This is a genomic window from Pseudomonas sp. UM16 (genome assembly GCF_050312595.1).
In the GTDB taxonomy this organism is placed as follows: Bacteria; Pseudomonadota; Gammaproteobacteria; order Pseudomonadales; family Pseudomonadaceae; genus Aquipseudomonas.
In genome coordinates, this window is sequence record NZ_JBNPJT010000007.1 from 13,013 (window position 1) to 27,368 (window position 14,356).

The following is a 14,356-nucleotide window of genomic DNA, read 5'->3' on the forward strand; positions in this document are numbered from 1 at the left end:
TTGGCTACCAGTGCAAAAGATTCAGCAAGATGTGGGCCAGAGTGCGTTGGGGGTATTGAAGATGCCGATAGATTTTTTGTGTTTGAGATCGGTCCTACCCAAGCAAATCACTCATAGCAATAATTTGCTCAGCCACCTGCACCAGCTTCTGCTGCTTGCTCATGGCTTGTCGACGCATCAACGTATAAGCCTGCTCTTCATTACAGTCCTTCATCTTCATCAGCAGCCCCTTGGCCAGCTCGATGCGCTTACGCTCGGCCAACTGTTGGTCGCGAGCCTGCAGTTGAGCCTTGAGCGCCTGATCGCTCTCGAAACGGACCATCGCCACATCGAGGATCGGTTGCAGTCGGGCGGCATGAATGCCTTCGACGATATAAGCGCTGACTCCCGCCTGGATCGCCTGGCGCATCACTTTCGGGTCATGCTCATCAGTAAACATGACGATCGGACGCGGTCGGTCACGGCTGACCAGGATCACTTGCTCCATGACGTCACGGCCCGGTGACTCGGTATCGATCAGAATCACATCCGGACGCACCGTTTCGACGCGTGCTGGCAGGTCAATGGTCAGCCCTGACGCTTCAATGACTTCAAAACCCGCCTCAACCAGCGCGCACTTCAAGCGCCCGACCTTCTTCGCGGTATCGTCGATCAACAGGATTCGCAGCATAGTGGCGTCCCCTTCTCAGCGATGGGCATGGGCGCCAGGCCTTTCGGCCAGCGCGTGCAGGGCAAAACTACGGGCGTAGCCTGCGGGGTCGCTGCCATCTCAATAGCGGCCATCGATCAACTGGCTACGGCGCATGTTGTGCTCGGGGCACGGCACGCCGATGGCGCTGGCGGCGTCGCGGTACAGCGCCAGTTGTTGCACCTGGCGCGCCATGCTCAGGTAGTCGGGATCTTCACGTAGCAGGCCCCAACGGCGGAACTGAGTCATGAACCACATGCCATCAGACAGGTAGGGCAGGTTGGCCCGGCCTTGGTCGTGCAGGCGCAAGCCATGAGGGTCGTACCAGTGATTGCCCAGGCCGTCATGGTAGTCACCGAGCAGACGTGGCTCGATGCTGCTCAAGGGCGCATCAAGATAGGCGTTGCCACTGAGCAACTGTGCAGTGCTGTGACGGTTTTCAGGGCTCTGTTCGATGAAACGGCTGGCAGCCAGGATCGCTTTTATCAACGCCCTCGCCGTATTGGGGTATTGCTCGACAAACTCGCGGGTACAGCCCAGGACTTTTTCTGGATGATCAGGCCAGATTGATTGGCTGGTGGCGAGTGTGAAGCCTTGGCCCTGGGCGACGGCATCCGCCGACCAGGGCTCACCGGCACAAAAACCGTCGATGCGCCCGGCTCGCAGGTGCGCGAGCATTTGTGCGGGCGGCACGACCACGCTGTTGACGTCGTGCAGCGGGTGGATGCCTTGGCTGGCGAGCCAGTAATACAGCCACATGGCGTGGGTGCCAGTTGGAAAGGTCTGGGCAAAGGTCAGTTTTGTCCTGCTTTGGTGCACATAGCGTTTCAGCGCCTCGGGACGGGTCACGCCTTGACGCTGCAATGCCATCGACAGATGGATGCCTTGGGCGTTCTGGTTCAGCCCCATCAGCACCGCCATGTCAGTGGCACTGGTGCCGCCAATGCCCAGGTGCACGGCATAGATCAGCCCGTACGGGCTGTGGGCGGCGTCCAGTTCACCGCTGACCAGCTTGTCGCGCAAGCCCGCCCAGGAACTCTGGCGCTTGAGGTTCAGGCTCAGGCCGTAGGGCTGGGCAAAGCCTTGGGTCGCGGCGACCACCACCGAAGCGCAATCGCTCAGGGCCATGAAACCGATGTCCAGGCTGGGCTTTTCCGGGGCATCGCTGCCGTTTACCCAGGCCAGGGGAGTGAGGGGGATGTCGATGTTCACAGCGTCGCGCCTGTATCAAAGGTCAGGCCGGGTCACTCGCGTGGCCGGTGTCTAGGCTCAACAAAGCAACGCATATGCCAAGGCGGCGCTGTCCCCCGGACGACGCCGCCTATATAATCGCCCCCTCACTCACGTCGAGCTAAGCCCGCCCATGTATACCCTGGCCCGCCAGCTACTGTTCAAGCTCTCCCCGGAGACCTCCCATGACTTGTCCCTGGACCTGATCGGCGCCGGTGGCCGCCTGGGTCTGAACGGCCTGTTGACCAAGGCTCCGGCCTCGTTGCCAGTCACCGTCATGGGCCTGGAGTTTGCCAACCCGGTGGGGCTGGCGGCCGGCCTGGACAAGAACGGCGCGGCCATCGATGGTTTTGCCCAGCTGGGGTTCGGTTTTGTCGAGATCGGCACGGTCACCCCGCGTCCGCAGCCGGGCAATCCCAAGCCACGCCTGTTTCGCCTGCCGCAAGCTGAAGCGATCATCAACCGCATGGGCTTCAACAACCTCGGCGTCGATCATTTGCTCACGCGTGTGCAGGCGGCGAAATACCGCGGCATTCTCGGCATCAACATCGGCAAGAACTTCGACACCCCGGTCGAGCGCGCGGTGGATGACTACCTGATCTGCCTGGACAAGGTCTATAACCAGGCCAGCTACATCACCGTCAACGTCAGCTCGCCCAACACCCCAGGCCTGCGTAGCCTGCAGTTCGGCGATTCGCTCAAACAATTGCTCGATGCCCTGGCCGAACGCCGTGGGCAACTGGCTGTGCAGCATGGCAAACACGTACCGCTGGCAATCAAGATCGCGCCGGACATGAGCGACGAAGAAACTGCGCTGGTGGCTGGCGCATTGATCGAGTCGGGCATGGACGCGGTGATCGCGACCAATACCACGCTGGGTCGCGAAGGGGTAGAAGGTCTTCCGTACGGCGATGAAGCCGGCGGGCTGTCGGGCGCGCCGGTGCTGGAAAAGAGCACCCACATCGTCAAGGTGCTGGCTACTGAGTTGGCTGGCAAGTTGCCAATCATTGCCGCCGGTGGCATCACCGAGGGCAAGCATGCGGCGCAGAAAATTGCCGCTGGCGCCAGCCTGGTGCAGATCTATTCGGGGTTCATCTACAAGGGGCCAGCACTGATTCGCGAGGCTGTGGACGCTATTGCCGCCATGCCGCGCTGAGTCACCGGCATAAAAAAGGGCCCCTTGAAGGGGCCCCTGGGCCGTAGCCCGCCGCCCGGATGGGGCGTGCATGGTTAATCGAAGTTAAATCCTCGCTCAGCCAACGGCGTGAAGTTCGTTGAGTCTATGAATACCCGCAGTGCCGGTCATACCGTCCCAGTTGTCGCCGCGTCCTTCGCGCCAGCCATTGATCCATGCCTGGCGTACAGACGGTAGAGTAAAGGGGCAAAGCTCGCGGGATTTGCCGGTGACCCCATATTGGTAGCCACGTGAAAATGCTCGTTCCAACGGATCACGCTTAAGTCTTCTCATAGGGTGTTGCCCTCACTTGTTGACTGTAATGTCCCGTCGGCCTCTAGGAGGCCGGGCAGAATCGTTCTGCCGGTTTGCGCTCGCTGCCGGCGTCGCGAGCGAAAGTGTTGCCCCGTTGCGGTGACAACCTGAGATGAGTTCTAACCAATGCACGACACAGTGTGAATGATCGTTTTGTCATAAGGGCGTAACCTTTCTGAGGGTCACAGGATAAGTAAATAAATGCGTCAGAGTAGGGTTTGACGCAAAGCCCGCTATGATCAGGGTTTGACAAGCGTTGAGGTCACTTGGCCATTGCTAGGTGATAATTTGTAACAAGGCAGTCAATACGACGAAGGGTCATTTTTCACCCTGTAAATCGTGAAATTTTCATTCTGCCCAGCGATCAAAGACTTTTCTGCCCCTGGCATACGTCTGATTGCCTGGGTGGCCCGGCACTCCTAGGGTGCCATTCGAACGCTCGCTGGAAAGGTGTTCGATTAAACATCGGCAGGGCAATGCGCTTGCTCTCCACTAAATGCTCAAAGCACTGGATACCTCATGTCGGACCGTTTCGAACTCTACCTAACCTGCCCCAAAGGCCTTGAAGGCCTGCTCGCCGAAGAGGCCCGCGGCCTGGGCCTTGAAGAGGTGCGTGAACACACCTCGGCCATTCGTGGTTCAGCCGACATGGAAACCGCCTACCGGCTGTGCCTGTGGTCGCGTCTTGGCAACCGCGTGTTACTGGTGCTTAAGCGCTTCAACATGAAGAACGCCGATGACCTCTACGATGGCGTGAATGAGGTCGAATGGCAGGATCACCTGCAGGCCAGTGGTTCGCTGGCCGTTGAATTCAGCGGTCATGGTTCGGGTATCGATAACACCCATTTTGGTGCCCTGAAGGTCAAGGACGCCATTGTCGACAAGCTGCGTACCCGTGATGGCGAGCGTCCCTCTGTGGATAAGCTCAACCCGGATTTGCGCGTGCATCTGCGCCTGGATCGCGGCGAAGCGATTCTGTCCCTGGATCTCTCCGGTCACAGCCTGCACCAGCGTGGCTATCGCCTGCAGCAAGGCGCTGCGCCGCTCAAGGAAAACCTCGCCGCCGCAGTACTGATTCGCGCCGGCTGGCCGCGTATTGCCGCCGAAGGCGGAGCCTTGGCTGACCCGATGTGTGGTGTCGGCACCTTCCTGGTTGAGGCGGCAATGATCGCGGCCGACATCGCTCCCAACCTCAAACGTGAGCGCTGGGGTTTCAGCGCCTGGCTGGGTCACGTGCCAGCACTGTGGCGCAAACTGCATGATGAAGCACAGGCGCGGGCGCAGGCCGGTCTTGCCCGTCCACCACTGTGGATTCGCGGTTATGAGGCCGACCCACGCCTGATCCAGCCGGGGCGCAACAACGTCGAGCGCGCTGGCTTGAGCGACTGGGTGAAGATCTACCAGGGTGAGGTGGGCAGTTTCGAGCCGCGCCCTGATCAGAACCAGAAAGGCCTGGTGATCTGCAACCCACCTTATGGCGAGCGCCTGGGTGACGAAGCCAGCCTGCTGTACCTCTACCAGAACCTCGGTGAACGTTTGCGCCAATCTTGCCTGAACTGGGAGGCGGCGGTGTTTACCGGCGCGCCGGATTTGGGCAAGCGCATGGGTATTCGTAGCCACAAACAGTACGCGTTCTGGAACGGTGCACTGCCGTGCAAACTGCTGTTGATCAAGGTTCAGCCTGACCAGTTCGTCACCGGCGAGCGTCGGCAGCCTGAGCGTGATGCGCAGGGCAACGAAGCGCAGCGTTCACCTGCGGCGGTTGCCAGTGAGCCGGCGCGCTTGAGTGAAGGCGGGCAGATGTTCGCCAACCGCCTGCAGAAAAACCTCAAGCAGTTGGGCAAGTGGGCCAAGCGCGAACAGGTCAGTTGCTACCGCCTGTATGACGCCGACATGCCTGAGTACGCCCTGGCCATCGATCTGTATCAGGACTGGGTCCACGTTCAGGAGTACGCTGCACCGCGTTCAGTAGACCCGGAGAAGGCTCAGGCGCGTTTGTTTGATGCCCTGGCAGCAATTCCGCAGGCGCTGGGCATCGACCAGAGCCGGGTGGTGGTCAAGCGCCGCGAGCGTCAGAGCGGTACCCGTCAGTACGAGCGCCAAAGCACTCAAGGGCAGTTCCTGGAAGTCAGCGAGGGCGGCGTCAAGTTGCTGGTCAACCTTACCGACTACCTCGACACCGGTCTGTTCCTCGACCATCGGCCAATGCGCATGCGTATTCAGCGTGAGGCGGCCGGCAAGCGTTTCCTCAACCTGTTCTGCTATACCGCCACCGCCAGTGTTCACGCGGCCAAAGGCGGCGCACGCAGCACCACCAGCGTCGACCTGTCGCGGACCTATCTGGACTGGGCGCGGCGCAACCTGTCGCTCAACGGTTTCTCCGACAAGAACCGCCTGGAGCAGGGTGATGTCATGGCCTGGCTACAAGCCTGTCGTGACGAGTACGAGCTGATCTTCATCGATCCGCCGACGTTCTCCAACTCAAAACGCATGGAAGGCGTGTTCGACGTTCAGCGTGACCATGTGCAGTTGCTTGACCTGGCGGTCGCGCGCCTGGCACCTGGCGGGGTGCTGTACTTCTCCAACAACTTCCGTAAGTTCCAGCTTGATGAGCATCTCGCTGAGCGTTATGTCGTAGAGGAAATTACCGCCCAGACCCTGGACCCGGACTTTGCCCGTAACAGCAAAATTCATCGGGCATGGCGCATTCAGGCACGCTGAAAACAACCTTCTCCCAGGCCGTGGATTGCTTCATTAGTGGCTAATGGCTATAACTGAGGTAGGGCCTGGGAAACGCTGCATGCTGGCGTTATGAGTGTTATCAATATGTCGATGCATGGCGTTCGTCCAAAGATGCTCGGCTTTGTCAGCGAAGAAGTGTCCGCCTGGTTGGTGGCCCTGGTGGCATTGGTGGCCGGCGGATTGTTGACCGCGTTGCTGGCGTTGGCCACTTATGAGTTGTATCAGCAACAGTTGCGTCAACGCTTCGAGTTGCTGGCCAGCGAGCGCTACAGTCGTATCGAAGAACGCTTCGAGGATCAGGTGCAGCGTCTGGATGGGCTGCGCCGGTTCTTTGTGTTTGCCACTGAAATCACCCTCGACGAATTCAACGGTTATGCCCAGCCCTTGTTGCACCGGACCCAGGCTTACTCCTGGGCACCACGGGTGCTCGGGCCGGCACGTCAGGCGTTCGAGCAACGTGCGAGCCAGCTGCACGGGCGTCCCTATCGCATCCAACAGTTGAGCGATGATGGTCAACTGCGTGTATCGCCGCTGCGCTTGGTGTACTACCCGGTGCTGTTTAGCCAGGCATTGAGCGAGCAACGCCAGCCACTTGGCTTTGACCTGCTTTCTCATGCCTTGCGCAAGGACACCTTGGAGCGCGCTTCGACGACTGGCAGCATGGCTGTGTCTGCCCCACTGAACCTTGCCGATGTGGAACCCGCCTATGCCCGTGGGGTGCTGATGACAGCGCCCGTAATCAGACCGGGCGAATCTGCCGCGCAGCCGCGGGGCTATGTCATGGCGGTGATCAGCATGCGCCAGCTGATGGCCGAGGGTCTGCCCAATAGCGCGCAGGACAACCTGGTGGTGCGCATTCGCGACCTGACCGGGCCGGATGACCAGCACGAGGTACTGTTCCAGTCGGATAATCAGGGTGCTTCTTCGCCGCTGGCCGCGAGTCATCTGTTGCACCTGGCAGATCACGATTATCAGTTGGATATCCGCCCCAGCCTAGCTTTCATGCAGGCCAACCGCTCTTCGGCAGTCAATGCGGTGGTGTTTCTCGGTGGCCTGCTGAGCCTAATGCTCAGCGCCTTATTGTTCAGCCTGTTCAGTCAACGTCAGCGCGCTTTGACCCTGGTCGAGCAACGCACGGGGGAGCTGCGCATCAGTGAGCAGTCACTGCGCAATACCCATAACCAGTTGCGCAGCGTACTGGATGCCGCGACCCAGGTCGCAATCATCGCCACCAACCTGCGGGGTGTCATCAGCACCTTCAATGCCGGTGCCGAGCGCATGCTCGGCTATACCAGCGCCGAAGCCGTGGGCAGCCTGACCCTTGAGGCCTTGGTCTCGCCCAAAGAGCTGCAGCAGCGTGCCCGTGACTTGAGCCACCGCTACGGGCGTGAGGTCAGCCCTGCTCAGGCCATGTTTGCGCAGACTGTCCCAGAAAGTGGCAATGAGGCCGGCGAGTGGACGCTGCAATGTAAGGACGGCAGCCAACTGCTGGCCAATATGCTGGTAACGGCAGTGCTCGATGAGCATGGCTTGTGGGTCGGTCATCTGGCGATCTGTATCGATGTCACTGAGCGTAAGCGTGTACATGACGCCTTGGCCGCCCGCGATCGTTTGCTCGACAAGCTCAGTGCCGAGGTGCCTGGCGGCATCTATCAGTTTCATCTGCGCCCTGATGGCAGTTCGTGCTTCAGCTATGCCAGTGAGGGCTTGCGGGAAATCTATGAGATTGAACCCGAGCTGCTGCGCCAGGATGCCACGGCGGTATTTGAGCGTATCCACCCGGATGATCTGCTGCGGGTGCGCACCTCGATTCGTTACTCAGCCGAGCACCTGACTCCTTGGCGTGAAGAATACCGAGTGTTGCTGCCCTTGGCCGGGCAGCGTTGGGTTCGGGGTGAAGCGACACCGGAGCCGGAAGAGGACGGCAGCACGCTATGGCATGGCTACCTGACCGATATCTCCGATCTCAAACGGGTTGAGGAAGAGCTGCGCGCCCTGTCGGTGACCGACTCGCTGACCGGTATCCACAACCGGCGCTATTTCCAGGAACGTTTAAAGGTCGAGCTTGAGCGGGTTCAGCGCGATCAACAGGGCCTGGCGGTGATCATGCTGGACATTGATCACTTCAAACGCATCAACGATCAGTTTGGTCATGCCGTGGGCGACCATGTGCTGCGCAGCCTGTGCCAGCACATCAGTCAGCGCCTGCGGCGTACCGATGTGTTTTGTCGTTTGGGCGGCGAAGAGTTCATGGTGTTATGCCCCGGTAGCAACGCCGATCAGGCGTATACCCTGGCCCTGGAATTATGGCAAGGAGTGCGCAGCGTGTTGGTGGAGGGCGTTGGCCAGGTAACGGCCAGTTTTGGCGTGGCCAGCTGGCGCCCAGGAGAGGGCGCCGATGCCTTGCTGTTACGCGCCGACTCCGGCGTTTACGCGGCCAAGCAGGCCGGCCGCGACCGGGTCGAGGCCGAACTGCCCTGAGCGATCAGGGTTGAACCGAAGCGGTGCTGTTGACCAGTTTTGGCTGGCGATACAGGTCCAGCAATACCTGGTCGAGCACCGCAGAGGCGCCCCAGGGTTTCGGGTCGTTGAGGATCGCCGCCACCGCCCAAGTGTTGCCGTTACTGTCGCGGCTGTAGCCGGCAATGGCGCGGACGGTGTTCAGGGTGCCGGTCTTGATGTGCGCTTCACCGGTCATGGCAGTGCGCTTGAGGCGCTTGCGCATGGTGCCATCCATGCCGACCAGCGGCATCGAACTGATGAACTCGGCGGCGTAGGGGCTTTTCCAGGCGGCTTGCAGCAGGGCAGCCATTTCCCGGGTGCTGACCCGTTCGGCACGGGACAAACCGGAGCCGTTCTCCATGATCAGGTGCGGTGCGGTGATGCCCTTTTTCGCCAGCCATTGGCGTACGACCCGTTGCGCCGCTCGGGCGTCGTCACCGTCGGCATCGGTACGAAATTGCGCGCCAAGGCTCAGGAACAACTGCTGGGCCATGGTGTTGTTGCTGTACTTGTTGATGTCGCGAATGATTTCGACCAGGTCGGGCGAGAACGCGCGGGCCAGCAGGCGGGCGCTTTTCGGTACTGCATCGACGCGGTCACGCCCCTGGATGGTGCCACCCAGCTCGCTCCAAATGGCGCGTACCGCACCAGCAGCATAGGCAGGGTGGTCGAGCAGCGACAGATAGGTCTGTGAGTTGCAGCCGTCACCCAACTGCCCGCTAACCACCACCGTAACACCATCGGCCTGGGTCACCGGGTTGTAGCGCACGTCGCCCTTGCATTGCTTGCTGTTAACCGCTTTGACCTGGTTGTCGATGCGAATGTTGGCAATTGGTGGCTCCACCGACACCAGCACTTTGCCGCCGTCATTGCGGGCGACAAAGCGAAGTGCCTTGAGGTTGATCAGCAGGGAATCGGGCTTGACCAGGAACGGTTTGTTTTCGTCGCCACCGTCATCGTTGAACTGCGGCAGTACCGGTTGGACGAAGTGGCTACGGTCGAGTACCAGGTCACCACTGATGGTCTGTACCCCATTGGCACGCAGGTCGCGCATCAACAGCCAGAGCTTTTCCATGTTCAGCTTAGGATCACCACCGCCTTTGAGGTAGAGATTGCCCTGCAGGGTGCCATTGCGCAGCGGGCCGTCGCTGTAGAACTCGGTCTTCCACTGGTGGGTCGGGCCGAGCAGTTCCAGCGCCGCATAGGTGGTGACCAGCTTCATCGTCGAAGCCGGGTTGACCGAGACGTCGGCATTGAACACCGTGGGTGTGCCGGGGCCGTTGAGCGGCAGCATCACTAGCGACAGGGCTGAATCCTGCAATTTATTGGTTTTCAGCGCTTGCTGGACTTTAGCCGGCAGCGTGGTGTTGACGGCCGCCGCCTGGGAAGAGAGGGCAACAGGCAGGAGCAGGCCGGCAAGCAGAAAAGGGCGAAGAGATCTGATCATGTGCAATAAAACCCTGCGAGCGAGGGGTGAAAAAAACGGAGCAAGAAAAGGTGAAGGCCCCGATACGAAAAATATAGCGCGCATTATGCCCCAAGGCGCGGGCTGATGGGGCAGTGCGAAAGGCCGGCTTATCGGCTTTTATTCCGGCAACCTCGTGGTGAAACTGGTAAAGTGCCGCGCGTAATTACTTAAGAGGATTGTTTCATGGCCACTAACCGTTCGCGCCGTCTGCGCAAAAAACTCTGCGTGGATGAATTCCAGGAGCTGGGTTTTGAACTGAACCTGGAGTTCAAGGAAGATCTGTCCGACGAAGCCGTTGATGCCTTCCTCGATGCGTTCCTGACCGAGGCGATGGATGCCAACGGTCTGGACTATGTTGGCGGCGACGACTTCGGCCTGGTTTGCAAGGCAGACCGTGGCTCGGTCACTGAAGAACAGCGCGCTGCCGTTGAAAGCTGGCTCAAAGGCCGCAACGAGCTGACCAAGATCGAAGTCAGCCCGCTGCTGGACGCCTGGTATCCGGAAAACCCGATCAATCCGGTTGCCTGATGCCTGAACAAACGGCGGCCCCAGTGGCCGCCGTTTTGTTTTAGCGCTCCTGTGCTGCAACGCTGCTGGCACTGTCTTGGCGCAAGTACTGCTTTAGCGCTTGTTCCAGCGCGGTCATCGCCGTTGCCACCTGTTGCTGATGAAGCGCGAGCGTGGTGGGCGGTGCGTTCGACTGGCAAGCTGATTCCAGTTGTTCACAGGCATCGATCAGAATGCTGGCTTGAATGATCCGTGCGGCGCCGAGAATCCGATGCGCCTCCTCCTGCAATCGATTGGCTTGCAGCTTTGGGTCAAGCGCTTCCAGGGTCAAACGGTCCTTGTTGAAGCTGTCCTGCAGTTGCGTTAGCAATGCTTGCAGGTCAACGGTGCTGTTGCCCACCACCGGTTGCAAACTCTCCAGGTCGAACAGGGCCGTATTGGCTCCGGCGGGACGTTCGGGCAGCGGCTGTACCCTGGTCAGCCGCTGGCTCAGGGCCTTGAGGCTGATCGGCTTGAGTAGACAGTCATCCATGCCTGCCTGCAGACACCGTTCGCGGACCTCGGGCTGGGCGTTGGCGGTGTAGCCAAGGATCGTGCTGCGTGGCCAGTGCCGTTCAGCCTCTTCGGTGCGCACAGCCTGAGCGAACTGGTAGCCATTGATGGTGGGCATGTTGCAGTCAAGGATCAGCACGTCGAATGCTTCTCGCCGCCACATTTTCAATCCCTCCAGGCCATTATCAGCGCTGCGATGCTGCAAGCCCAGGTGGTTCAGTTGCTGGGTCATCAGGAGCAGATTGGCAGGGTGGTCATCAACCACCAGTATCTTCAGCGCAGCAATGACAACGCAGGGTTCAGGAGGAGCTACCGGTTCTTCGGCCGGGCGGTATATCAGTGTCACCGGCATGCTGATGTGTACACGGGTTCCCAGGCCAAACACGCTGTGCAAGGTCAGGCTGCCGCCCATCAGCCCACACAGATCGCGGCTGATCGCCAGGCCCAGACCGGTACCGCTGCGCGCCAGCCTGCTGTCAGGGTTGGCTTGGGCAAAGGGCAGGAACAAGCGTTGCTGGTCCTGTTCATGAATGCCAATACCGCTGTCCTGTACCGTCAACTCAAACCTGGCAAGGCCTGTTTCGGGGCCAGGGACCAGGGCTAGGTCGATGATAACCTGGCCGCGCTCGGTGAACTTGATAGCGTTGCTGACCAGGTTTGAAACAATCTGTTTGACCCGCAGTGGGTCCAGTTGCACATCAACACGTGCGTTTTCGGCAATGCGGATCATCAGGGGCAGGTTTTTCTGGCGCGCCAGACCATCGAATACCCGCGCGACGGACTCCACCAGTTCTGCCAGGTTGGCCCGTTCCGGGGCCAAGGACAGGTGCCCGGATTCGATGCGGGCGATATCGAGGATGTCACCAATCAAGGCCAGCAGGTCTTTAGCCGAGCTGTAGGCTACTTCAACGGCGGGTCGGTCCAGTTGGCCTTGATCGGCTTTTTCCAGGGTCAGTTCAAGCATGCCGAGGACAGCGTTCATCGGCGTGCGGATCTCATGGCTGATGGTCGCCAAAAAGGTGCTCTTGGCACGATTGGCGTCATCGGCCTGCTGTTTGGCCTTGCGCAAGTCCTGAATCAGTTGGCGCCGTTCGCTGATATCGATCCAGCCGCCAATGATGCCCTGGACGTCCCCGAGTGAGTCCCTGAAGGGCAGGATCCAGTGATAGATGGTTATTGCCTGGTCATTGATCAATAGCGGGCGGTCGACGACCAACGGCTCACCATCGCGCATCACTTGCTGGTAGTCGGCCTGGATCTGGCTGGCATAGCAATTGTCGCCCAGTGCACCCTCCTGCACACGCTTGCCCAATACCTCATCGAGCTGCAACTGAACGGCTTCCAGGTAGCTGTCATTACAGCTCTGCAACCGTCCATCACGATCGCGCACGTACATGGGGTGAGGCGTGCCATTGAGCAGTGTGCGCATGAATTCGAGCTGGTCACCCAGCGCGCGCTCAGCGGCTTCGCGCTGTTTGATCTGGCGGCGCATCCAGGCGTTCCAGGCCAATGACAGGAGCAACAGTAGGCTGGTACCCAGCACGATCTGCAAGACCAGTTGGTGGTACTTGCTCCAGTAGGCATCGGTGTCGGTGCTGTAGCCCCGCCAACGGCTATTGATTACCCCCAGCTCTTCCGGGGCAATGCTTAGAAGGGCTTTGTCGAGGATTGAGGCCAATTCCTGGGAATGCCGAGCGGTGGCCATAGAAAAGGTCGCCGGGTCAGCGCCGACAGTGCTGCGAATGATCAAGCCACGTTGGGACGCCAGGCTGAAATTGGCGTTGATCAGCGCGGTGATGGCTGCGTCGACATGGCCACTGGTGAGGAGTGAGATCGAATGCGTGCTGCTTTCGGTTTGCACCAGTTGGATACCGGGTACCCGCTCACGCAGGCTGTCGATCAGCGGACTGTCACGGGTCAGTGCCACACGCCGGCCAGGTAGCTGTTCCACCGAGGCGGGTTGGTTGTCGCCCTGACGGGTCATCAGCACATAAGAATTTTCCAGATAGGGGCGACTGATGATCAAGGTGCTTTCCCGGCGCTTGCTCGGGGAAATGGCGGCAATCACATCAGCCTGATTCTGGTTCAACCGGTCGATCATGGCGCTGATGCCGTCGGCGCGCTGGATGTCGAAACGCAGGCCGGTGCGCAGGCGAATCAGTTCGAGTAGGTCGGCGGCAATCCCGCGAAAATTGCCGGCGTTATCGAAAAATGTCAGGGGGGCAGAGGTTTGGTTGACCACCACGCGTACTACCGGGTGGTGGCTTAGCCAACGCTCTTCACGTTGCGAGAGTTGCAGTTTGCGATCAGTCAGGAGGATGTCACTCCCGGCGCTCCAGCGTTTGAAGATGCTTTCTCGGGTGTTACTGGAGATGTTGTCGAGGGTGGCATTGATCAGTGCCAGCAAAATGCGATTGCTGTGCTGTACGGCGAAGCTGAAACCGACAGGCTCGTGCTTGCCGAAATTGGCCATTTTGACGTTCTGCAGGTGGCCTTGGTTGATCAGGTAGTGAGTGGAAATGGTATCTCCCAAAAACACATCAGCCTGGTCGAAGGCGACAGCATTGATTGCGTTTTGGTAGGAAGGGTAGGTCTGGATCGTTGCATGGGGGTAGTTGGCCCGTACTTCGGCCAGTGGCAGGTAGTGATAAACCATGCTCAGGCGCAGGTTCGCCAGGCCGGTATCCAGGGGCCGGTTTTCGTCTTCCCGGGTTACTATGACCGGCTGGTCCACTGCGTAGGGCCTGGAAAGTACTACCCCCGGTGTGGCTGCCTCGAAACCGTTGGCACTACCAAGCAGATCAATTTCACCCAGGGTCAGCGCCTGTACCGCTTCCTGGCGGCTGGCGAAGCGTCGTACTTGTATTCGCAAGCCCAAGGCTGCTCCCAGAATTCCCGCAACGTCAGCGGTCAGACCCTCGTAATCGCGACCGCTGGCCGTCATGTCGAAGGGCGGGTAATCCGGTGCCGAAGTGCCCAGCAATAATTGCTCTTTGCCTTCAATCCAGCGATGTTGTGCCGGGGTCAGTGAGAGTTTCCAGTTCAGCGGCTGCTGTGAACGACTGAGCAACCTGTACGGGCTGGCCTGGACCTCATCGGCGCATGCCGTGGATAGCAGGAACAGGTACACCACGGTGCTGCACAGGCAACAAAAGAGGATGCGCCTAGGCATGGCCCA

At 59.8% G+C, this 14,356-nt stretch carries 8 protein-coding genes and 1 pseudogene; 4 read left to right on the plus strand and 5 right to left on the minus strand.

The features are described from left to right. Positions 1 to 94: 94 nt before the first annotated feature. Both ACQRAX_RS09715 and ACQRAX_RS09720 read right to left on the minus strand, forming a co-directional pair. Complete coding sequence (locus ACQRAX_RS09715) at positions 95 to 670, minus strand: ANTAR domain-containing response regulator (protein ID WP_412037230.1); 576 nt, start codon at positions 668 to 670, stop codon at positions 95 to 97. Between the two features lie 15 nt (positions 671 to 685). Then, positions 686 to 1,888, minus strand: a pseudogene (locus ACQRAX_RS09720) (CmpA/NrtA family ABC transporter substrate-binding protein). Between the two features lie 163 nt (positions 1,889 to 2,051). Here ACQRAX_RS09720 and ACQRAX_RS09725 point away from each other — a divergent pair. Beyond that, positions 2,052 to 3,074, plus strand: coding sequence for a quinone-dependent dihydroorotate dehydrogenase (locus ACQRAX_RS09725; protein WP_412037231.1), 1,023 nt, complete (start codon positions 2,052 to 2,054; stop codon positions 3,072 to 3,074). A 96-nt stretch (positions 3,075 to 3,170) separates the two neighbouring features. On the opposite strand, the gene rmf is transcribed toward ACQRAX_RS09725, so the two are convergent. Continuing rightward, positions 3,171 to 3,386, minus strand: a complete 216-nt coding sequence (gene rmf / locus ACQRAX_RS09730; protein WP_010223328.1) for a ribosome modulation factor — start codon at positions 3,384 to 3,386, stop codon at positions 3,171 to 3,173. A 540-nt stretch (positions 3,387 to 3,926) separates the two neighbouring features. On the opposite strand from rmf, the gene rlmKL reads away from it, so the two are divergent. After that, a complete protein-coding gene (gene rlmKL, locus ACQRAX_RS09735; protein WP_412037232.1) occupies positions 3,927 to 6,128 on the plus strand; it encodes a bifunctional 23S rRNA (guanine(2069)-N(7))-methyltransferase RlmK/23S rRNA (guanine(2445)-N(2))-methyltransferase RlmL in 2,202 nt (733 codons plus the stop codon). A 105-nt stretch (positions 6,129 to 6,233) separates the two neighbouring features. After that, the gene (locus ACQRAX_RS09740) at positions 6,234 to 8,630 is read left to right on the plus strand and encodes a sensor domain-containing diguanylate cyclase (RefSeq protein WP_412037798.1); all 2,397 of its coding nucleotides are present in this window, start codon (positions 6,234 to 6,236) and stop codon (positions 8,628 to 8,630) included. 4 nt (positions 8,631 to 8,634) lie between these two features. Here ACQRAX_RS09740 and dacB read toward each other — a convergent pair whose 3' ends face one another. Continuing rightward, positions 8,635 to 10,098 (minus strand): D-alanyl-D-alanine carboxypeptidase/D-alanyl-D-alanine endopeptidase, encoded by a 1,464-nt coding sequence (gene dacB, locus ACQRAX_RS09745; RefSeq protein WP_412037233.1) that lies wholly within the window; start codon positions 10,096 to 10,098, stop codon positions 8,635 to 8,637. Between the two features lie 204 nt (positions 10,099 to 10,302). Here dacB and ACQRAX_RS09750 point away from each other — a divergent pair, with 204 nt between their 5' ends. Continuing rightward, positions 10,303 to 10,647, plus strand: a complete 345-nt coding sequence (locus ACQRAX_RS09750; RefSeq protein ID WP_101293286.1) for a YggL family protein — start codon at positions 10,303 to 10,305, stop codon at positions 10,645 to 10,647. 40 nt (positions 10,648 to 10,687) lie between these two features. On the opposite strand, the gene ACQRAX_RS09755 is transcribed toward ACQRAX_RS09750, so the two are convergent. Next, a complete protein-coding gene (locus ACQRAX_RS09755; protein WP_412037234.1) occupies positions 10,688 to 14,350 on the minus strand; it encodes a transporter substrate-binding domain-containing protein in 3,663 nt (1,220 codons plus the stop codon). Positions 14,351 to 14,356 lie beyond the last annotated feature (6 nt).

Coding starts and splice junctions, on each gene's coding strand:
- ACQRAX_RS09715 (WP_412037230.1), bottom strand. CDS start 670: ATGCTGCGAATCCTGTTGATCGACGATACCGCGAAGAAGGTCGGGCGC.
- ACQRAX_RS09725 (WP_412037231.1), top strand. CDS start 2,052: ATGTATACCCTGGCCCGCCAGCTACTGTTCAAGCTCTCCCCGGAGACC.
- rmf (WP_010223328.1), bottom strand. CDS start 3,386: ATGAGAAGACTTAAGCGTGATCCGTTGGAACGAGCATTTTCACGTGGC.
- rlmKL (WP_412037232.1), top strand. CDS start 3,927: ATGTCGGACCGTTTCGAACTCTACCTAACCTGCCCCAAAGGCCTTGAA.
- ACQRAX_RS09740 (WP_412037798.1), top strand. CDS start 6,234: ATGTCGATGCATGGCGTTCGTCCAAAGATGCTCGGCTTTGTCAGCGAA.
- dacB (WP_412037233.1), bottom strand. CDS start 10,098: ATGATCAGATCTCTTCGCCCTTTTCTGCTTGCCGGCCTGCTCCTGCCT.
- ACQRAX_RS09750 (WP_101293286.1), top strand. CDS start 10,303: ATGGCCACTAACCGTTCGCGCCGTCTGCGCAAAAAACTCTGCGTGGAT.
- ACQRAX_RS09755 (WP_412037234.1), bottom strand. CDS start 14,350: ATGCCTAGGCGCATCCTCTTTTGTTGCCTGTGCAGCACCGTGGTGTAC.